General features: G+C 74.2%; 18 protein-coding genes. 12 read left to right on the forward strand and 6 right to left on the reverse strand.

Going from position 1 to position 17938, the window contains the following annotated elements:
• Both F6X68_RS08045 and F6X68_RS08050 read right to left on the reverse strand, forming a co-directional pair.
• A partial coding sequence (locus F6X68_RS08045; protein ID WP_151453659.1) for a pentapeptide repeat-containing protein occupies nucleotides 1-840 on the reverse strand: 840 nt, incomplete at its 3' end.
• Between the two features lie 197 nt (nucleotides 841-1037).
• Nucleotides 1038-1850, reverse strand: coding sequence for an SDR family oxidoreductase (locus tag F6X68_RS08050; protein ID WP_151453660.1), 813 nt, complete (start codon nucleotides 1848-1850; stop codon nucleotides 1038-1040).
• Nucleotides 1851-2021: 171 nt separating this feature from the next.
• On the opposite strand from F6X68_RS08050, the gene F6X68_RS08055 reads away from it, so the two are divergent.
• The 7 genes from F6X68_RS08055 (at nucleotide 2022) to F6X68_RS08085 (ending at nucleotide 11127) form a co-directional block, all read left to right on the forward strand.
• Nucleotides 2022-4814: a sialidase family protein gene (locus F6X68_RS08055; RefSeq protein ID WP_151453661.1), complete on the forward strand. Its 2793-nt coding sequence runs from the start codon at nucleotides 2022-2024 to the stop codon at nucleotides 4812-4814.
• 26 nt (nucleotides 4815-4840) lie between these two features.
• The gene (locus F6X68_RS08060) at nucleotides 4841-5695 is read left to right on the forward strand and encodes a carbohydrate ABC transporter permease (protein WP_151453662.1); all 855 of its coding nucleotides are present in this window, start codon (nucleotides 4841-4843) and stop codon (nucleotides 5693-5695) included.
• Between the two features lie 2 nt (nucleotides 5696-5697).
• Nucleotides 5698-7032 (forward strand): sugar ABC transporter substrate-binding protein, encoded by a 1335-nt coding sequence (locus tag F6X68_RS08065; RefSeq protein ID WP_151453663.1) that lies wholly within the window; start codon nucleotides 5698-5700, stop codon nucleotides 7030-7032.
• The gene (locus F6X68_RS08070; RefSeq protein WP_151453664.1) at nucleotides 7029-8069 is read left to right on the forward strand and encodes an ABC transporter ATP-binding protein; all 1041 of its coding nucleotides are present in this window, start codon (nucleotides 7029-7031) and stop codon (nucleotides 8067-8069) included. Before F6X68_RS08065 ends, F6X68_RS08070 begins: the two co-directional genes overlap by 4 nt.
• Before the next feature lie 38 nt (nucleotides 8070-8107).
• A complete protein-coding gene (locus tag F6X68_RS08075) occupies nucleotides 8108-8977 on the forward strand; it encodes a carbohydrate ABC transporter permease (RefSeq protein ID WP_151453688.1) in 870 nt (289 codons plus the stop codon).
• Nucleotides 8978-9065: 88 nt separating this feature from the next.
• Nucleotides 9066-9680, forward strand: a complete 615-nt coding sequence (locus tag F6X68_RS08080; RefSeq protein ID WP_151453689.1) for a GNAT family N-acetyltransferase — start codon at nucleotides 9066-9068, stop codon at nucleotides 9678-9680.
• Between the two features lie 28 nt (nucleotides 9681-9708).
• Complete coding sequence (locus tag F6X68_RS08085) at nucleotides 9709-11127, forward strand: RtcB family protein (RefSeq protein ID WP_151453665.1); 1419 nt, start codon at nucleotides 9709-9711, stop codon at nucleotides 11125-11127.
• A 33-nt stretch (nucleotides 11128-11160) separates the two neighbouring features.
• On the opposite strand, the gene F6X68_RS08090 is transcribed toward F6X68_RS08085, so the two are convergent.
• Together F6X68_RS08090 and F6X68_RS08095 are read right to left on the reverse strand one after the other, a co-directional pair.
• Complete coding sequence (locus F6X68_RS08090; RefSeq protein WP_151453666.1) at nucleotides 11161-11592, reverse strand: archease; 432 nt, start codon at nucleotides 11590-11592, stop codon at nucleotides 11161-11163.
• A gap of 73 nt (nucleotides 11593-11665) precedes the next feature.
• Complete coding sequence (locus F6X68_RS08095; RefSeq protein WP_151453667.1) at nucleotides 11666-13267, reverse strand: LLM class flavin-dependent oxidoreductase; 1602 nt, start codon at nucleotides 13265-13267, stop codon at nucleotides 11666-11668.
• A gap of 160 nt (nucleotides 13268-13427) precedes the next feature.
• On the opposite strand from F6X68_RS08095, the gene F6X68_RS08100 reads away from it, so the two are divergent.
• The 3 genes from F6X68_RS08100 to ygiD all read left to right on the forward strand — a co-directional run bounded on the left by F6X68_RS08100 (nucleotide 13428) and on the right by ygiD (nucleotide 15303).
• The gene (locus F6X68_RS08100) at nucleotides 13428-14030 is read left to right on the forward strand and encodes an MBL fold metallo-hydrolase (RefSeq protein ID WP_151453668.1); all 603 of its coding nucleotides are present in this window, start codon (nucleotides 13428-13430) and stop codon (nucleotides 14028-14030) included.
• A 77-nt stretch (nucleotides 14031-14107) separates the two neighbouring features.
• Nucleotides 14108-14326 carry a hypothetical protein gene (locus F6X68_RS08105; protein WP_089000245.1) on the forward strand — a complete coding sequence of 73 codons (219 nt, stop codon included), beginning with the start codon at nucleotides 14108-14110 and terminating at the stop codon, nucleotides 14324-14326.
• A gap of 107 nt (nucleotides 14327-14433) precedes the next feature.
• Nucleotides 14434-15303, forward strand: coding sequence for a 4,5-DOPA dioxygenase extradiol (gene ygiD / locus F6X68_RS08110; protein WP_225852057.1), 870 nt, complete (start codon nucleotides 14434-14436; stop codon nucleotides 15301-15303).
• A 141-nt stretch (nucleotides 15304-15444) separates the two neighbouring features.
• Here the strand turns inward: ygiD and F6X68_RS08115 are convergent, their stop codons facing one another.
• Both F6X68_RS08115 and F6X68_RS08120 read right to left on the reverse strand, forming a co-directional pair.
• Nucleotides 15445-15930 carry an SRPBCC family protein gene (locus tag F6X68_RS08115; RefSeq protein ID WP_151453669.1) on the reverse strand — a complete coding sequence of 162 codons (486 nt, stop codon included), beginning with the start codon at nucleotides 15928-15930 and terminating at the stop codon, nucleotides 15445-15447.
• A complete protein-coding gene (locus F6X68_RS08120; protein ID WP_199729471.1) occupies nucleotides 15927-16235 on the reverse strand; it encodes a helix-turn-helix transcriptional regulator in 309 nt (102 codons plus the stop codon). The genes F6X68_RS08115 and F6X68_RS08120 overlap by 4 nt, the downstream gene beginning before the upstream one ends.
• Before the next feature lie 144 nt (nucleotides 16236-16379).
• Here F6X68_RS08120 and F6X68_RS08125 point away from each other — a divergent pair, with 144 nt between their 5' ends.
• Complete coding sequence (locus tag F6X68_RS08125) at nucleotides 16380-16691, forward strand: hypothetical protein (protein WP_151453671.1); 312 nt, start codon at nucleotides 16380-16382, stop codon at nucleotides 16689-16691.
• Between the two features lie 206 nt (nucleotides 16692-16897).
• The gene (locus F6X68_RS08130) at nucleotides 16898-17929 is read left to right on the forward strand and encodes a PHB depolymerase family esterase (RefSeq protein ID WP_151453672.1); all 1032 of its coding nucleotides are present in this window, start codon (nucleotides 16898-16900) and stop codon (nucleotides 17927-17929) included.
• The last annotated feature ends 9 nt before the right edge of the window (nucleotides 17930-17938 follow it).

Raw genomic sequence — 17938 nt, forward strand, 5'->3', positions numbered from 1 at the left:
GGTGAGCGACAGTGGTGACCAGTGCCCGGGTCGCGTCCGGGCGGGCGGCAGGGCGGTGTGCCGGTCGCCCCGGGCCGCGTCGAGCTGGGACTGGTGCAGGAACAGGGCACCGGAGAGGTCCGCGCCGCGCAGGTCGGCCCCGCGCAGGTCGGCGCCCGTGAGGTCGGCCAGGCCGAGGTCGACGCCGCGCAGGTCGGCGCCGATCAGCAGCGCCCCGCGCAGGTTCGCCCGGCGCAGGTCTGTCCGGCGCAGGTCGACGCCGAACAGGTGGGCGCCCCGCCGGTCCGCGCCGGGCCGGCCGCCCCGGGCCCGGGCCGCGTCCCCGGCGCGGGACAGCAGCGGGTTGACCCGCCCCCGGTACGCGTCCACGTCGAGACCCAGCAGCGTGTCGGCGGGCTCCCGGGTCAGCCGCCCGGTCTCGTCGAGCGCGACGGACAACTCGTCGCGCAGCGACTGCGGCGGGCGCGTCGCGAGCGCCTCGGTCAGGTACCAGAGCAGCTCGTGCAGGGGTCGCATCACCGCGAACGTGTCGAACATGCGCGCTGCGGTCTCCGGCGCGTCGCGCCAGTCCCGCCCGCCGAAGGTGACCTGGGCCACCCGCTGCCCGGCGCCGAAGCAGTCGAAGACGGTGCAGCCGGGGAAGCCCCGGTCGCGCAGGTCGGCGTGGATGCCGCACCGCGAGTCGGCCCGCAGGTTGGGGCAGGGCTGCCCGGCGGGCTTGTCGATGGCGAAGTCGGCGGACGCGGCGAAGGCCGGCGCGACGCAGCAGAGCCCGAAGCACCGGGCGCAGTCGGCGCGCAGCCCGTCCGCCGGCGACGTCGCCCCGGGAGTTTCCGACACGCTGACCGTTCTCCTGCCGATCGGGGGATCCCGCCGGCGGCCTCGCGGGCGGAGGCTCCCATTGTCCCGCCGCCGCGACGGTCACCGGGCCCCGGGGTGCCGAGCTGTGCGCCCGGCGGGCGGTGCCGCGCCGGGGTGCCGAGCTGTGCGCGCCCGGCGGGCGGGGCCGCGCCGGGGCGTCCCGGCGCGGCGGCGCCTCACCCCCGCACCGAGCGCCAGTCGTGCGACTCCAACGAGTTGGCCTGGGGGCCCATCATCAGCATGCCGCCGTCCACCGGCCAGGACGCGCCGGTGACGTACGCGGCGGCGGGCGAGGCGAGCAGCGCGACCACGGCGGCCACCTCCCGCGCGTCGCCGGGCCGCCCGACAGGCACCCCGGGCCGCTCCTCGGTGAACGGGTCGACGTCCTCCTGGCCGGTCATCGGGGTGGCGATCTCGCCCGGGGCGACCGCGTTGACGGTGATCCCGTCCGCCGCGAGCTCCTGCGCCATCACCTTCGTCAGCAGGCCGAGCCCGCCCTTGGCGGCGCAGTACGCGGCCGAGCCGACCCGGGGCGCGTGCTCGTGCACGCTGGTGATGTTGACGATCCGTCCGCCCAGCCCCGCGGCCCGCATCCGCCGCGCCGCCCGCTGCCCGCACAGGAACGGCCCGTCGAGGTCGACGGAGAGCACCTCGCGCCACTGCTCCCAGCCGGTGTCGACGAAGGGCGTGGACGCCCCGGTGCCGGCGTTGTTGACGAGCACGCCGAGGCCGCCGAGCCGGTCGGCCAGCTCGTCGACGACCGCGTCGGCTCCCGGCAGCCGGGTCAGGTCCAGCTCGGCGACCTCGCAGCGCCGGCCGGCGGCGCGTACCTCGGCGGCGGTCCGCTCGGCGCCCCCGGCGTCGCGGTGCCAGGTGACGCCGACGTCGAAGCCGGCCTCCGCGAGGGCGACGGCGCAGGCCCGGCCGATGCCGGAGTCCGCGCCGGTGACGATGGCGATCCTCGGGTAGTTCTCGTAACGCGATGGCATGCCGGCGCACTACCCACTCCGCGCGGATGCAACCCCGCACTCGATCCCGTCGCTACCGGGGGTTGTCTGTGTGGATGCGCTCTGTCATCCTCCAGCGTGGACGCTGCCAGCGACGGTCGCCTATCCGTGGGTTCGCGCTGAGGTGGCGCCGTCATCTGCCGGAGGGACCTCGTGAAGCGCAGACGTCGTCATCTGCTCGCAGGACTGGCGGTCGGTGCCCTGGTGGCGTCGACCGGTCTCATCGGAATCCACTTCGCCGGCGCCGAGGTGCCGACCCCCGTCGCGGCCGCCGGCGACGGGGAGATGCCGGGCGCGCTCGGCGCCCACATGGAACGGCTGCGCCAGGCCGTGCCGGGCAGCGACGGCATGTCGCCGGACGGGCCCGGCAACGCCGCGCAGCAGGAGTTCCGGGAGCGCGCGTACCCGACCGACACGATCAGCATCGCCCAGGTCGACCGCTCCAAGTCGGCGTACGCCGCCGCCGAGCGGCGCACCGGCGGCACCCGAGGCTGGACGAACATCGGCCCCAGCGAGGCGCTCTACCCGTTCACCGAGTACCGCAACGCCGGCAACTACGTGCCGAACGCGTACGTCGCGGGCGGCCGGGTCACGTCCATCGACATCGCCCCGGACTGCAACGCCCTGCTCTGCCGGGCGTACGTCACGCCGGCCGGCGGCGGCGTCTGGGGCACCCTGAACGTCCTCGCCGCCGAGCCGAAGTGGTTCTACCTGGGCGGGCCGCTCGGCATCAACGCGGCCGGCTCGGTCAAGATTGACCGCAACGACAAGACGGGGCTGACCATCTACGTCGGCACCGGCGAGGCCAACACCTGCGCCTCCGGCTGCGTCGCCGGCGTCGGGCTCTACAAGTCCACCAACGGCGGCGTCACCTGGAAGGGCCCGCTGGGCAAGGACGCTCTCGCCGGCAAGGGCATCGGCGAGATCACCGTCAAGCCCGGCGACCCGAAGACGCTCTACGTCGCCACCACCACCGCCCTGCGCGGCATGTCAGGCTCCTGCTGCACGGGCGTCACCCGGCCCGTGCCCGACGCCGCGAAGTGGGGCCTCTACAAGTCCACCGACGGCGGCGCGAACTGGAAGTTCATCCACAACGGCTCGGCCGACGCCACCCAGTGCACCGGCAGCGCCGCCGAATACGGCAACACCGCCACCTGCTCGCCGCGCGGCGTGCGCTACGTCAAGCTCGACCCGCGCGACGCGAACACCGTCTACGCCTCCTCGTACGCCCGGGGGGTCTGGCGCTCGACGGACGCCGGCGCCACCTGGACGCAGATCAAGCCCTCGCTCAACCCGGCGGTCTTCCAGACCCGGGCCGCGATCGACGTGACCGCCCTGCCGAACGGCAAGACCCGCATGTACGTCTACGAGGGCAACCTCGGCAACCCGTACTCGCGGCTGTTCCGCAGCGACGACGTGGCCGGCGGCGTCCCTGCGTTCGCGGACCTGAGCAGCGCCAACCCGGCCGACCCGGGCTACGCCACCTACAACCAGTGCACCGGCCAGTGCTGGTACGACGTGTTCGTGCACACTCCGGCCGGGCACCCGGACATCGTCTACACCGGCGGTTCGTACGTCTACGGCGAGACCGTCGCCCACAAGCGGGCCGTGGTGCTCTCCACCGACGCCGGCGTCAGCGGCACCGACATGACCTTCGACGGCACCGACGAGCTGCACCCCAACGGCCTGCACCCCGACCAGCACGCCCTGGTCACCAACCCGCGCAACCCGTACCAGTTCTTCGAGGCCAACGACGGCGGCGTGATGCGCTCCAGCGGCCAGTTCGTGGACCGGTCGGCCTGGTGCGACAACCCGGACCGCAACCTGACCACGCAGGCGCAGAAGGACCGCTGCCGGCAGATGCTGTCGAAGATCCCGTCGAAGCTCGACGGCATCAACAAGGGCATGAACACGTTGCAGTTCATCAGCCTCTCGGCCAGCCCGCACGACCATCGGCTGCTCCAGGGTGGCACCCAGGACAACGGCACCTGGGAGAACAAGGGCGAGCGCCGGCGCTGGGTCAACACGATGATCGGTGACGGTGGCGCGTCCGGCTTCGACGTCGGCAGGCCGGAGTTCCGCTTCCACACCTTCTACGACGCCTCGCCCGAGGTGAACTTCAACAACGGTGATGTGGGCAGCTGGATCTCGATCTCCGACCCGGTCTTCGGGCACCCGGGCACCCTGTTCTACGCCCCGGTGACCACCGACCCGAAGGTCAGCGGGACGATCTTCGCCGGCACCTCGCGCACCGTCTACCGGACGAAGACGTTCGGGCTGGGCGACCGGAGCCTGGCCGAGGCCGACCGGATCTGCAACACCTGGACCGGCACCTTCGAGGCGCAGTGCGGCGACTTCGCGCCGCTGGGCACGGTCAACCTGACCGACGCCGCGTGGGGCGACCGGGCCGGCGGGGCCGTCTCGGTCGTCGAGCGCGTCGCCTCCGACTCGTCCACGGCGTACGCGGCCACCAGCACCGGCCGGGTCTTCGTGTCCCGCAACGTCGACGCCGAGCCGGCGTCGGCGGTCACCTGGACGCGCATCGACACCGCCGCCACGCCGAACCGCTTCGTCACGAGCGTCCACGTCGACCCGGCCGACCCGGCGCGGGCGTGGGTCTCCTACAGCGGTTTCAACTCGAACACCCCGGCCACCCTCGGGCACGCGTTCGAGGTGCGGCTGGCGGGCACGGGCGCGACCTGGACCGACCGGTCGTACGACTTCGGCGACCAGCCGATCACCGACCTGGTCCGCGACGACGTGACCGGCACCCTCTACGCGGCCACCGACTTCGGCGTGCTGCGGCTGGCCAAGGGCGCCACGACCTGGGTGAAGGCGGCCCGGGGCATGCCGAACGTGGAGGTCGCCGGGCTGACCGTCGTGCCGGGCAAGCGGGTGCTGTACGCCGCCTCGCACGGCCTCGGCGCCTGGCAGCTCACGCTCTGAGGCAGGCGACCATCGGCGACGACAGGGTGCGGGGCCGCGTGCGCGGCCCCGCACCGCTGCCCGGGGCGGCCGGCCGCGCCTGGCGGACCCTCGGCGCGGCCTTCGTCCTGCTCGTCTTCGTCCCACCGTTGCTGCTGCTGGTCTCCGGTTCGCTCACCGAGCCGGGCCTGCCGCCGCCGCCCACCCCGCAGCTCGTGCCGGAGCCGGTCTCCACCACCGGCTACCGGCAGGCCGTCGAGCTGGGCGGGCTGCTGCGCGCCTCGCTCAACTCGGTCCTGGTCGCGGTCGTCGCCGTGCCGCTGAGCGTGCTCGTCGCCTCCCTGGCGGGCTTCGCGCTGACCCGGATCGCCCCGCGCGTCACCGGCGTCGTCGTGGCGGCCTCCCTGGTGGCGCTGATGGTGCCGGCCACGGCGCTGCTCGTGCCCCGCTTCGCGATCTTCCGGATGCTCAACCTGACCGACACCCTGGTGCCGCTGGTCGCCCCGGCGCTGCTGGGCACCTCGCCGCTCTACGTCCTGGTCTACCACCTGGCGTTCCGCGCGCTGCCGACCGATCTCTACGACGCCTGCCTGGTGGCGGACCTGTCGCCGCTGCGCACCTGGTGGCGGGTCGCCCTGCCGCTGGTGCGTCCGGTCACCGCCGGCCTCACCGCGCTGACCTTCGTGCTCACCTGGTCGAACTTCCTCGACCCGCTGGTCTACGTCTACGACCGCGACCTGTTCACCCTGCCGCTGGCGCTGCGCTCCCTGTCGGTGCTGGACCCGACGAACTTCCCGGTGTTCCTGGCGGGCGCGGTGCTGGCCACGGTGCCGGCGCTGGCCGTCTTCGTGCTCGCCCAGCGGCGCTTCCTCCACCACGACGACCCGACGGGACAAGACTGACGATGCGACCGACGACGCGACCGAAGGCGCTGCTCGCGCTGCTGCTCACCGCTGTGCTGGCCGCCACCGGGTGCGGCTCCGGCGCCGGGTCGTCCGCCGACGGGCCGGTGCGGCTGCTGGTCTTCGGCGCCCCCGAGGAACTCGCCGCCTACCGCACCCTCGTCGAGGCGTACGAGAAGGCCCGTCCCGGCGCCGACGTGCAGCTCGTCGAGGCCAGCGACCGCAAGGACCTGCTGGCCCGGCTCGCCACCTCGGTGGCCGGCGGCGCCCCGCCCGATCTGTTCCTGATGAACTACCGCTTCTACGGCCAGTTCGCCGCCAAGGACGTCATCGAGCCGCTGGACGACCGGCTGGCTGCCTCCGCAGCCGTCGACCCGGCCGACTACTACCCGGTGGCCTGGAACGCCTTCCGGTGGCAGGGCCGGCAGCTCTGCCTGCCGCAGAACGTCTCCAGCCTGGCCGTCTACTACAACCGCACCCTGTTCGCGAAGCACGGCGTGCCGGAGCCGAGGGTCGGCTGGACCTGGAACGACCTGGTCGCCACCGCGACCGCGATGACCCGCGACTCGCGGGGCGTGGTGGTCAGGGCCACCGAGAGCGAGGGCGCGGCGCTGCGCCCGGCCGTGCACGGCCTCGGCGTCGAGCCGTCGATCATCCGGCTCGCCCCGTTCGTCTGGTCCGGCGGCGGCGAGATCGTCGACGACCCGGCGAAACCGACCCGGCTGACCCTGGACACCCCGGCCGCCCGGGAGGCGCTGAAGAACCTCGTGGACCTGCGGCTGGCGTACGGGGTGGTGCCCACCGACGAGGAGGTGGAGGCCGAGGACGACGAGTCGCGCTTCGCCAACGGCCGGCTCGCCATGCTGATGAGCTCCCGCCGCTCCACCACCACGTTCCGCTCGATCACCGGCTTCGAGTGGGACGTCGCGCCGCTGCCCGTCTACAAGGAGCAGGTCGGGGTGCTGCACTCCGACGCGTACTGCATGACCCGGGGCGCGAAGCACAAGGACGCCGCGTGGCGGTTCCTGGAGTTCGCCATCGCCGAGGAGGGGCAGCGGATCATCGCGGCCACCGGCCGTACCGTCCCGTCGCACATCGGGGTGTCGCAGTCCCCGGCGTTCCTCGGCCCCGCCCAGCCGCCGCGCAGCGCCAAGGTCTTCCTCGACGCGATCCCCACCGTCCGGGCGTTGCCGACCGTCTCCACCTGGCCGGAGATCGAGGACGTCACCTACGGCATCCTGGAGAACGCCATGCACCGGGGCGACCGGCTCGACGACGTGATCCGCGACCTCGACCGGCAGACCCGGCCGATCTTCGCCCGCGGGGAGCACGGGTGAGCGATCCGGGTCTCGCCCTGGCCGGCGTCTCGGCCGCGTACCGGGGGGCGACCGTGCTGCACGAGGTGGACCTGGCCGCCGCCCGGGGCGAGCTGCTGGTGGTGCTCGGACCGTCGGGGGCCGGTAAGTCGACGGTGCTGCGGGTCGTCGCCGGCCTGGAACCGGTCACCGCCGGGCGGGTCCGCATCGCCGGCCGGGACGTCACCGCCGAGCGCCCGGGCCGGCGCAACGTGTCGATGGTCTTCCAGTCGTACGCGCTCTTCCCGCACCTGAGCGTCGCGGAGAACATCGCCTTCGGCCTGGAGGTACGCGACACGCCCCGCGCGGCGGCCCGCGAACGCGCGCGGGCGGCGGCGGAGACCGTCGGTTGCGCCGGGCTGCTGGACCGGCGGCCCGGGCAGCTCTCCGGCGGCGAACGGCAGCGGGTGGCGCTGGCCCGGGCGCTGGTGCGCGAGCCGGACGTGTTCCTGCTCGACGAGCCGCTGTCCAACCTCGACCAGGCGCTGCGGGTGCAGATGCGCGCCGAGCTGCGGGCCCTGCACGACCGGCTGGGCGCGACGATGGTGCACGTCACCCACGACCAGACCGAGGCGCTGGTGCTCGCCGACCGGATCGCCGTGCTGCGCGACGGGCGCATCGAGCAGGTCGGCACCCCCGACGAGATCTGGCGCACCCCGGCCACCACCTTCGTCGCCCGCTTCGTCGGTTCCCCCGCGATGAACCTGCTCCCGGCCGACGGTCCGCTGCGCCCCGACGGCGCCCCCGTCCCGGGGGCGGACCACGACGGGATGGAGCTCGGCTTCCGGCCCGAGGCGGTCGTCCTAGGCGCGACCGACGGGACGGACGCCACCGTCGACCGGGTCGAGGTGGTCGGCGAGGACGCGTACGCGTACCTGAGGCTCGCCGGCGGGCACCCCGTCGTCGCCCGGGTGCCCGCCGCCCGCCGGCCCGGAAGGGGCGCGCCGGTACGCGTCGGGGTGCGCTGGGCCGACGTGCACGTCTTCCACGCCGGCTCCGGCCGCCGGTACGCCCCGTGACGACGACGGACCGCCGCTCGCGTCGGCAGTTGGCGCTGATGCTGGCGCCGTACCTGGTGGGGCTGGTCGGACTGGTGCTGCTGCCCGCCGCGGTCACCCTGGCGCTGGCCTTCACCGAGTACGACCTGCTGCGCCCGCCCCGCTGGGTGGGGCTGGACAACTTCGCGGCGCTGCTGGACGACCCGGTGTTCCGGGTGTCGCTGACCAACTCGCTGGTCTTCGCGCTGGTGGCCGTACCGCTGCGGGTGTTGTTCGCCCTCGGCCTGGCGCTGCTGCTGCACCGCCGCGCGGTCGGCGTCGGCGGCGCCCGCACCGCGGCCGTGCTGCCGACCGCGGTGCCGGAGATCGCCTACGGGCTGCTCTGGCTCTGGCTGCTCAACCCCCTCTACGGCCCGATCAACCAGCTGCTGCGCACGGGCGGGGAGAACGGCCTGACCGCGCTGGGACGCACCCCGCCGCAGTGGCTCACCGACCCCACCGACGCCCGCGCGGCGATCGTCGGAATGAGCCTGTTCACCATCGGCGAGACCTTCGTGGTGCTGCTGGCCGCCCGCCGCGCGCTGCCCCGCGACGTCTACGAGATGGCGGCGATCGAGGACGCCACCGGCTGGGACGTCTTCCGCCGGGTCACGCTGCCGCTGATGGCGCCCGTGCTGGGGCTGCTGGCGGTGCGCGACGCCATCCAGAGCCTGCACTTCTCCTTCGTGCCGGCCTTCGTGGTGACCGACGGCGGCCCACCCCCGTACGCCACCACCTACCTGTCGCTGTTCGTCTACCGCACCGGCTTCGAGTACCTGCGCTACGGCTACGCCGCCGCCGCGACCCTGGTGATGATCCTGCTGACCGTGGCGGCGGTGCTGGTGCAGTGGCGGCTGATCCGCCGCTACCGGGCGTTCTACCGGCTCTGAGCACCCGATAATCCCGGGCGCCGGCCCCGGGGGCCGTGGCATGATCGCGCACTGCGCCGGCCGGGCGGCGGCGCGCGAGGAGGACGGCATGGAGTTCGACGTACGCCGGATCGGGCCGGAGTCGACAGCCGAGGCGGCCGACGTGCTCGCCGACGCCTTCGACGGGTACCCCTGGATGGCCTGGACGGTCGCCGCCGACCGGCACCGGGAGCGGCTGGGGGCGATGTTCGCCGGCACCGTCGCCGCCGTCGGGCTGCCCTACGGCGACGTCTGGGCGGCGGCGGACGCCGACGGCCGGCTGGCGGCGGTGGCGGTCTGGCTGCGCCCGGACCGGCCGGTGCCGGACGAGGTCTGGGCCGCCGTCGCGGCCCGCAACGCCGAACTTGCCGGCGACCGGCAGCCGGCGCTGCACGCCGCCGACGCCGCCTGCGCCTCCCTGCGGTCGGCCGAGCCGGCGTTCCTGCTCGCCACCGTCGGCGTGCGCCGGACCGCCCAGGGCCGAGGGCTGGGGGCCCGGGTGCTGCGGCCCGGCCTGGTTGAGGCCGACCGGGCCGGCCTGCCCGCCGTGTTGGAGACCTCGTCGGAGCCGAACGTGCGGTTCTACCGGCGGCTGGGCTTCTCGGTGACCGGCCAGGCCCGGGTGCCCGCCGGCGGGCCCGACGTCTGGGCGATGCGGCGGCCGGCGGCCGGCGAGCGGGTGTAAGGGCCGTCCGCTCGGGTAGCCGCCGGGAATGGAGCTGGTCGAGGAGTCGCCGTACCGCTTCCGGATCGACCGGCACGACCCGATGCGGGTGCCGGGGGTGGTGTTCGCGTCCCGGTCCCTGCTGCCCGACGCCGGGGAGGACAGGTCGCTGGAGCAGGTCGCGAACGTCGCCACGCTGCCCGGCATCGTCGACGCCTCGTACGCCATGCCCGACGTGCACTGGGGCTACGGGTTTCCGATCGGCGGGGTGGCCGCCACCGACGTCGCGAACGGCGGCGTGGTCTCGCCCGGCGGGGTGGGCTTCGACATCTCCTGTGGCGTCCGGCTGCTCGCCGCCGACCTCGACCGCGACGGGCTGCGGCCCCGCCTCGACGCGCTGATGGACGGGCTGGGCGAGGCGACCCCACGCGGCATGGGCCGGGGCGCGGTATGGCACCTGTCGACGCGCGCGGAACTCGACGCGGTGCTGCGCGGCGGCTCCCGGTACGCGGTGGAGCGCGGCTTCGGCGTCGAGCGGGACCTGCACCGCTGCGAGGACGCCGGTGCCGTCGGCGACGCCGATCCGGCGCGGGTCAGCGAGCGGGCGATCGAGCGCGGCGCGCGCCAGGTCGGCAGCCTCGGCTCCGGCAACCACTTCCTGGAGGTCCAGGCCGTCGAGGAGGTGTACGACGACACCGCCGCCACCGCCTTCGGGCTGCGCCCCGGCCAGGTCTGCGTGATGATCCACTGCGGCTCCCGGGGGCTGGGTCACCAGATCTGCACCGACTACGTGCGGCAGATGGAGAAGGTGATGGCCCGCCACGGCATCGAGGTGCCGGACCGCCAGCTCGCCTGCGCCCCGGTCTCCTCCGCCGAGGGCCGCGCCTACCTGGGCGCGATGGCCGCCGCCGCCAACTACGCCCGGGCGAACCGGCAACTGCTGGCCGACGCCGCCCGGAAGGTCTTCGCCCGGGTCACCGGCAGCCGGCTCGACCTGGTCTACGACATCTCGCACAACCTCGCGAAGATCGAGACGCACGGCGTCGACGGCGAGCGCCGCGCGCTGTGTGTGCACCGCAAGGGGGCCACCCGCGCGCTGCCGCCCGGCCACGACGACCTGCCCGACGACCTGCGGGACGTGGGCCAGCCGGTGCTGATCCCCGGCTCCATGGGCACCGGCTCGTACGTGCTCACCGGCGTGCCGGGGGCGCCGGCCTTCGCGTCCACCTGCCACGGGGCCGGCCGGGTGCAGAGCCGCAAGCAGGCCGTGCGGTCGGAGCGCGGGCTGGACCCGCGTGCCCAGTTGGAGGCGCGGGACATCGCGGTTCGCGGGGCGTCCGGGCGCGGCCTGGCCGAGGAGATGCCGGCGGCGTACAAGGACGTCTCGGCGGTGGTGGCCGCCGCCGAGGGCGCCGGACTGTGCCGCAAGGTGGCCCGGCTGGTCCCGCTCGGCGTGGTGAAGGGCTGAGCGGGCGGCGCGGGTAGGACCGGGCGCGGGGGCTCACACGTCCAGCGTCACCGCGCAGCACCAGCCCCCGCGGTCGGGGCCGAAGCGCAGCCCGTGCAGGGAGACGGCCTTCGGCACCGCGCCGACCAGCTCGACGGCGTCGGTGTCCGCCGTGCGCCAGCGCACCACCAGGCCGCCGGCGCCGTCGTCGGCCACGTCGGTGCGCAGCGGCAGCTCACCCGCCGTCTCCATCCGGAAGATCACCTCGTCGAGTACGCCCACCAGCAGGTCCGCGTCGTCGTCACCGGCCGGCGCACGGAACTCCCGCTGCGGGCCCGGTGGCGCCCCGGCGGGGTCGACGAACGTCCCGACCAGCGCGGCGACCGCCTCGGCGACGCACTCCTCCCGGCTCGGCGCCCACGCCTCGATGCGGACGTCGGCGGTGTGCGGCAGGCGGCGGTGCCCCCGCCCGGGTGGTCGCGGCATGCCCCGATCCTCCGCCACGCCGCGCGACGGCGGGCTCGGTTCCGATCCGCCGGCACGCCGTGGGGCGGCGGCTTCAGTTCAGGCCGAGCCGGGCGATCGGCTCGACGAGCTCGCGTTCCTCGTAGGCGAGGTGGGACAGCAGGGTGTCGCTGAGCAGGTCGACCGCGGCGCGCAGCTCGGCCATCCCGTCGGCGACGGAGACGAACGCGACCAGCGCCCGGTCGACGCGTTCCAGCACGTCGTGGATGGCGTGGTGCTCCTGCTCCAGCCGGTCCAGCACCGGGGCGAGGCGGTCGTCGCCCCGGCGCAGGTGCGGGAAGATCCCCCGGTCCTCCAGCGTGTGGTGGGTGGTGACGACCCGGCAGTACGACTCGCAGTACGTGCCCAGGGTCCACTTGTTCTGCCGGATGGTCATGGTGTTGATGTGGGAGCGGGCCGTGCCCGCGTCGACCAGCCCGGCGCCCACCTGCTCCACCAGGTCGTACAGCCGGGTCAGCTCGGCGCGTAGCCCGTCGTGCACGTCGATCAGGTGCTGGGCGCCGGCCTGGTCGTGCGGGCTGTAGGTGCGTGCCGGGTCGGGCGCGGGGCCGGTGGGGCGCGTGGCCTCGTCCCAGACCCGGATCGCGCTGCGGCGCACGCCGTCGTCGGGCGTCGGGACGACGGCGAAGGACCCCGCGCCGGCGGGCGGACGGGGAGCGGGCGGCGGCTGCGCCCCGGCGCCCCCGGGTGTCGCCCGCGGCCCGCCGGCTTCGGGCGTCGCCGGGGTCACGGCGGCAGCGGCGCCGGCCGCGCGCTCGCCGGCCACGAGTTCGCGTACGGCGGGGGCGACCTCGGCGGCGAAGCGCCGCAGGTCCTCCGGGTCGTCGCTGCCCAGGATGAAGGTGCTGATCCCGTCGCTGAGCGCGAGGTCGGCCAGTTCCTCGGCCCACTGCTCGGCGGGGCCGTCCAGTGGTCCCCGGCCGACGGGGGCGAAGCGACCGGTGACGTTGAGCAGGCGGCGCACGTCGGCCGGATCGCGGCCGGCCTCCCGCGCGGCGTCGTCGATGATCGTGTTGCCCCTGCCCAGGTCGCCTGGTTGCAGGTAGCCCAGCGACGGCAGCCACCCGTCGGCCCGGCTCCCGGTCAACGCCAGCATCCGCGGCTTGTACGCGCCGAGCCAGATGCCCACGTCGTGGGCGGGCGCGGGGCCCCGCTTCGCGCCCACCACCCGGTGGAACTCGCCGTCGACCCGGACGCCGCCGCGCGCCCCGACGTCCCAGACCTGGCGGATGACGTCGATCGCCTCGGTCAGGGCCCGCACGCCCTGCCCGGGGGAGAGCCGGCGCCCGCCCATCGCCTCGATGGCCTCCCAGAACGCGCCGGCGCCCAGGCCGAGCTCCACCCGGCCACCGCTGAGCAGATCGAGACTCGCCACGCTGCGGGCGAGGACGGCCGGCGGGCGCAGCGGCAGGTTCGTCACGTTGGCGGCCAGCCGCACCGTGCCGGTGCGGGCAGCCACGAAGCTCATCAGCGTCCACGTGTCGAGGAACGCGGGCTGGTACGGGTGGTCCTGGAAGGTGACCAGGTCGAACCCGACCTGCTCGGCCAGCACGGCGAGGCCCACCACCCGCCCGGGCTCGGCGTTGCCGGGCGTCAGGAACGCCCCGAAGGCCAGCGGGTGGCCGTAGTCGCCCATCTCGGTACTCCCTTCCGCCCCGCAGCCTCTCACGTGGCCCGGGACGGTCTCCGGGCCGTCCGGCGAAACCGGCCGGGAAAGCGGGCCGCCACCCTCCGGCACGGCCCGTGCCGCCCGCCGCCGGGCACACGGGGCGCTGCCACCGGCGTACGGTCGCCGGATGCGGCTGACCAAGTTCACCCACTCCTGCGTCCGGCTGGAGCACGACGGCGGCGTGCTGGTCATCGACCCCGGCACCTGGAGCGAGCCGCGGGCCCTGGCCGGCGCGGACGCCGTCCTCGTCACCCACGAGCACACCGACCACGTCGACGTGCTCCGGTTGGCGGGTCTCGGCGTGCCGGTCTTCGCCCCGCAGGGCGCCGTCCTGCCCGACCTGGCGCCGCTGTCCGTGACCAGGGTCGGCGCCGGCGAGCGGTTCACCGCCGCCGGCCTCACCGTGACCGCGCTCGGCGGTCGGCACGCCGCCATCCACGGCGGCCAGCCCGACTGCGCCAACCTGGGCTACCTCGTCGGCGACGCGGTCTACCACCCGGGCGACTCGCTGCACCGGCCGGACCGGCCGGTCGAGACGCTGCTGGTCCCGGCGCAGGCCTCCTGGCTGAAGCTCACCGAGGCGATCGACTTCGCCACCGCCGTCGGGGCCGAGCGGGTGTTCCCGATCCACGACGCGCAGCTCAACGAGCGCGGCCTGACCAGCGTGAACGGTTGGTTCGCCGAGACCGTGCCCGGCTACCGCCACCTGGCGCCGGGGGAGTCCGCCTGACCGGTGACCCCACCCAGGGGTGGTCTTGACCGACACCGGCCGTGTCGTCCACGGACGAACTGCTATACGGTCGCGGGGTGAGGGTCGAAGAACACTGGTGGAACGGCGACACGTCGCAGCGTGGGCGTCGGGACGTGTACATCCGTACCGACGGGCAGCGATGGGACGTACAGGTACGGATCGGCGGCGAGTCAGGCCGCTCCCGGGTGCAGGAGTGCCCCGGTCGGACGTCGGCGGTCATTCTGGCCGGCGCGTGGCGCGGCAACCACCCCGCCTGGCGCGAGGTGTCCGACTGACGGCGATCGCCGGCCGCGACCGGTGACAACCGGTCGCGGCCGGCGTTGACCGGCGGCTCCCCGCGACAGCGGTTACGCTCGCCTCACCGTGAGCCTGGGGGAGCAGCATGAGCAGCGAGACCGTCCCGGCGGTGATGCCGGCCGCGTTCATCGGTCACGGAAGCCCGATGAACGCGCTGGAACTCAACCGCTACACGCAGGCGTGGCGCGCCTTCGGGCGGGCGGTCCCGCGGCCCCGGGCGATCCTCGTCGTGTCGGCCCACTGGTACATCGGCGCCACCGCCGTCACCGCGATGCCCCGGCCGCGGACGATCCACGACTTCTACGGCTTCCCGCCGGAGCTGTTCGACGTCCGCTACCCGGCGCCCGGCCTGCCGGAGCTGGCGGAGGAGATCGCCGACGTGGTCCACCCCACCTGGGTCGGGGCGGACGTCGACTCGTGGGGGATCGACCACGGCACCTGGTCGGTGCTCACCCACGCGTTTCCCGACGCGGACATCCCGGTCGTCCAGTTGAGCATCAACGCGTTCAAGGGCCTGGACTACCACCTGGACCTGGGCGCGCGGCTCGCCCCGTTGCGCGAGCGCGGGGTGCTCGTCGTGACCAGCGGCAACGTGGTGCACAACCTGCGGGGGGTGGACCCGCGCATGGTCGACGAGGGCTTCGACTGGGCGCGGCGGTTCGACGAGGCGGCGAAGGACGTCATGCTCGGCGAGCCGACCGAGGCGGCCGCGCTGGACGGCCACCGTGACTTCGGCCGGGCCGTACCGACGCCGGACCACTTCATTCCGCTGCTCTACCTCGCCGGCCTGGCCGGCGCCGCCGGCAACGGCGCGGAGGTGCTGGTGGACGGGTACGCGTACGGGTCGCTGTCGATGACCGCCTACACCGTGGGGTCGTCCTGCCGCACGGAGGCCCCGCTGGCCGGCGCACCCGCCCTGCCGACCGACGTGCCGGCGGACTCCGCCAACATCTGACGGCCGCCGTCGCTGTGGGCCGCCGCCTGGCGGCTTGCGCGACCGGCCCCGGCGGGGCGACGGGATGCGGGACCAGCCGGTCGTGCCCCCGGCTCGGCGGCCGGTCCGTACGGCGGGGCCCGCATCCCGTCGCCGCGTCCGTCAGAGGCCCTTGACGACCTCGATCAGCTGGTCCAGCGCGGCGCTCCAGCCCTCGGCGAAGCCCATCTCCTCGTGCGACTTCTTCGCCGCGGCGTCGGCGTGGATCGCGGTGGCCGTGTACTTCGTGCCGGTGCCGGTGGGCTCGAGCTTGATGATCGCGGTGAACGGGAGGTCGTCGCTGACCACCTGGGGGCGGAAGCCGGGGCCCAGCCCCGAGGTGAAGATCAGCGTCGAGCCCTCCTCGACGACCAGGATGCAGCCGGTGCTCGGGTACTCCTCGCCCTCGGGCGAGCGCATCACCGTGTTGAACCTGCCGCCGGGCTGGAGGTCGATCTCGCAGGACGAGGTCGACCAGGGCCGCGGGGCGAACCACTGCACGATCAGCTCGGGCGTGGTCCAGGCCTTCCAGACCAGCTCGGGCGCGACGTCGACGGTGCGCTCCAGGACGAGGTCGAGATTCGGGTTCACGCTCGGGTAGGCGGTCATGTCTGCTGCTCCTTCAGGTCGTGGAGAAACGAGTCGAGCTGGTCGAGGCGCCGGGACCATGTCGCGCGCTGACCGGCGAGCCAGGTGTCGACGTGCTCGAGCGGCTGGGGGGCGAGCCGGTAGGTCCGCACGCGCCCCTTCTTCTCCGACGTCACCAGGCCGGAGCGCTCGAGGACGCCCAGGTGCTGGGTGAACGACGGCAGTGCCATGTCAAACGGACGAGCGAGCTCGCTGGTTGTCGCGGGCCCCCGGCCGAGCAGCTCGACGACCCGGCGGCGGGTCGGGTCCGACAGCGCGTGGAACACGCCGTCCAGGGTCCCGTCGTCGCTTCCGGCTCCGCCGCCCGATTGCTTAGGCATGAACCTAAGTATGCCGGCGACGCAAACTTAGGTCAAGCCCTAAGTGAAAGCGTCTGGTCCCGATCCGCCCGGGTGGGTCATGCTGAGGGCATGACCGACGTCGGCGCCCCGGAACCGCTCACCCTCAACGTGTACTGCCGGCTCACGGTGGCCGTGACCGATCCGCAGGTGCTCACCGACCACGCGGTGGCCGACCTGCGGGCGGCGGACATCGACTGGGCGGCGGAGGAGGACGACCTCGAGACGGCGGTGGCGGACCTGCGCAACGACGTCGTGGTGTCGCTGGCGTCGCTCGTGGACATCAGCCGCATGGTCGAGGGGCTGCCGGGCGTGGCCGCCAAGGGCGGGCTGTGCTGGGCCGAGCCCGGCCCGCCCCGCGAGGCCGTGTGGCGCGCCGAGTGAGGGTCGCCGCTGGCGACGCCGCGCGCAGCGGGCCGCAGCCGGGCGGTGGCCCCACCTGAGGGCCGATCGGGGCGGCCCCTGTGTCGGTCTCGGACATTCCGACGTCACCCGAGGTGTCGACGGCACTCATGTCCACTGTGCACTGCGTCACGTTAGCGTCTGCGCACGCCGGCACCACCGCCGCCGCTCCCGGACAGGAGAGCGCCATGACCGTACCGCTGAAGGCCACCGCCGCCCTCGTCACCGCCCTGCTGCTCGTCCTCACGACCGCGGCCCCCGCCCAGGCCGCCACCCCGGCCACCAAGGCCCCGGTCGCCGGGACCCTGCGCCCCCACAACGTCTCCGGCGTGTACGTCGCCGGCGTCTCCTCCGGTGGCTACATGGCCACCCAGCTGCACGTCGCCTACTCGTCGCGGATCCGGGGCGCGGCGGTCTTCGCCGCGGGGCCGTACTACTGCGCGCAGAACAACGTCGCCCAGGCGCTCGGCGGCTGCGGCGACAACGCGTACCCCACGAACGTGTCGGCCCTCCAGACGTACACCCGGACGTGGGCCTCCTACGGCTGGGTCGACCCGGTGGGCAACCTGTCCGGCGATCCCGTGTACGTCTTCCACGGCACCAACGACACCGTCGTCAAGAAGTCCGTCACCGACGACCTGGTCCGGTACTACCAGCACTTCGGTGCCAGCGTGCAGTACGACAGCGGCTCCCCGGCCGGCCACGCCTGGGTCACCCCGTACGGGACCCTGGGGTGCACCGTCACCGCCTCGCCGTTCCTCGACGACTGCGGCACCGACCCGCAGAACGCCCTGCTGGGCAAGCTCCTCGGCAGCGTGCGGGCGCCGAACACCGGCCCGCTGGGCGGCAGCCTGATCCGGTTCAGCCAGCACACGTACGCCGTCAACGGCTGGGCTCCCGGGCTGAGCATGGGCGCCGACGGTTTCGCCTACGTGCCGGCGTCCTGCGCCGCCGGACAGTCGTGCCGGCTGCTCGTGGCCCTGCACGGCTGCCTGCAGGGCCACGGCGCGGTCGGCACCGCCTTCGTGGACCGGGCGAACCTCAACCAGTACGCCGACACCAACAACCTGATCGTGCTCTATCCGCAGGCCGGCACCACCGCCACGAACCCGAACGGCTGCTGGGACTGGTGGGGCTACCTGGGCGCGACCAACTACCCGATCAAGGGCGGCGCCCAACTTGAGACGATCATGAACATGGTGCGCCGGCTGGACGGCTGAGCCTTGGCG

The organism is Micromonospora sp. AMSO12t (genome assembly GCF_008806585.1).
In the GTDB taxonomy this organism is placed as follows: domain Bacteria; phylum Actinomycetota; class Actinomycetes; order Mycobacteriales; family Micromonosporaceae; genus Micromonospora; species Micromonospora reichwaldensis.

Bases quoted from the DNA above. Each gene is read 5' to 3' on its own strand.
- F6X68_RS08050 (WP_151453660.1), bottom strand. From the start codon at position 1,850: ATGCCATCGCGTTACGAGAACTACCCGAGGATCGCCATCGTCACCGGC.
- F6X68_RS08065 (WP_151453663.1), top strand. From the start codon at position 5,698: ATGCGACCGACGACGCGACCGAAGGCGCTGCTCGCGCTGCTGCTCACC.
- F6X68_RS08075 (WP_151453688.1), top strand. From the start codon at position 8,108: ATGCTGGCGCCGTACCTGGTGGGGCTGGTCGGACTGGTGCTGCTGCCC.
- F6X68_RS08080 (WP_151453689.1), top strand. From the start codon at position 9,066: ATGGAGTTCGACGTACGCCGGATCGGGCCGGAGTCGACAGCCGAGGCG.
- F6X68_RS08085 (WP_151453665.1), top strand. From the start codon at position 9,709: ATGGAGCTGGTCGAGGAGTCGCCGTACCGCTTCCGGATCGACCGGCAC.
- F6X68_RS08090 (WP_151453666.1), bottom strand. From the start codon at position 11,592: ATGCCGCGACCACCCGGGCGGGGGCACCGCCGCCTGCCGCACACCGCC.
- F6X68_RS08095 (WP_151453667.1), bottom strand. From the start codon at position 13,267: ATGGGCGACTACGGCCACCCGCTGGCCTTCGGGGCGTTCCTGACGCCC.
- F6X68_RS08100 (WP_151453668.1), top strand. From the start codon at position 13,428: ATGCGGCTGACCAAGTTCACCCACTCCTGCGTCCGGCTGGAGCACGAC.
- ygiD (WP_225852057.1), top strand. From the start codon at position 14,434: ATGAGCAGCGAGACCGTCCCGGCGGTGATGCCGGCCGCGTTCATCGGT.
- F6X68_RS08115 (WP_151453669.1), bottom strand. From the start codon at position 15,930: ATGACCGCCTACCCGAGCGTGAACCCGAATCTCGACCTCGTCCTGGAG.
- F6X68_RS08125 (WP_151453671.1), top strand. From the start codon at position 16,380: ATGACCGACGTCGGCGCCCCGGAACCGCTCACCCTCAACGTGTACTGC.
- F6X68_RS08130 (WP_151453672.1), top strand. From the start codon at position 16,898: ATGACCGTACCGCTGAAGGCCACCGCCGCCCTCGTCACCGCCCTGCTG.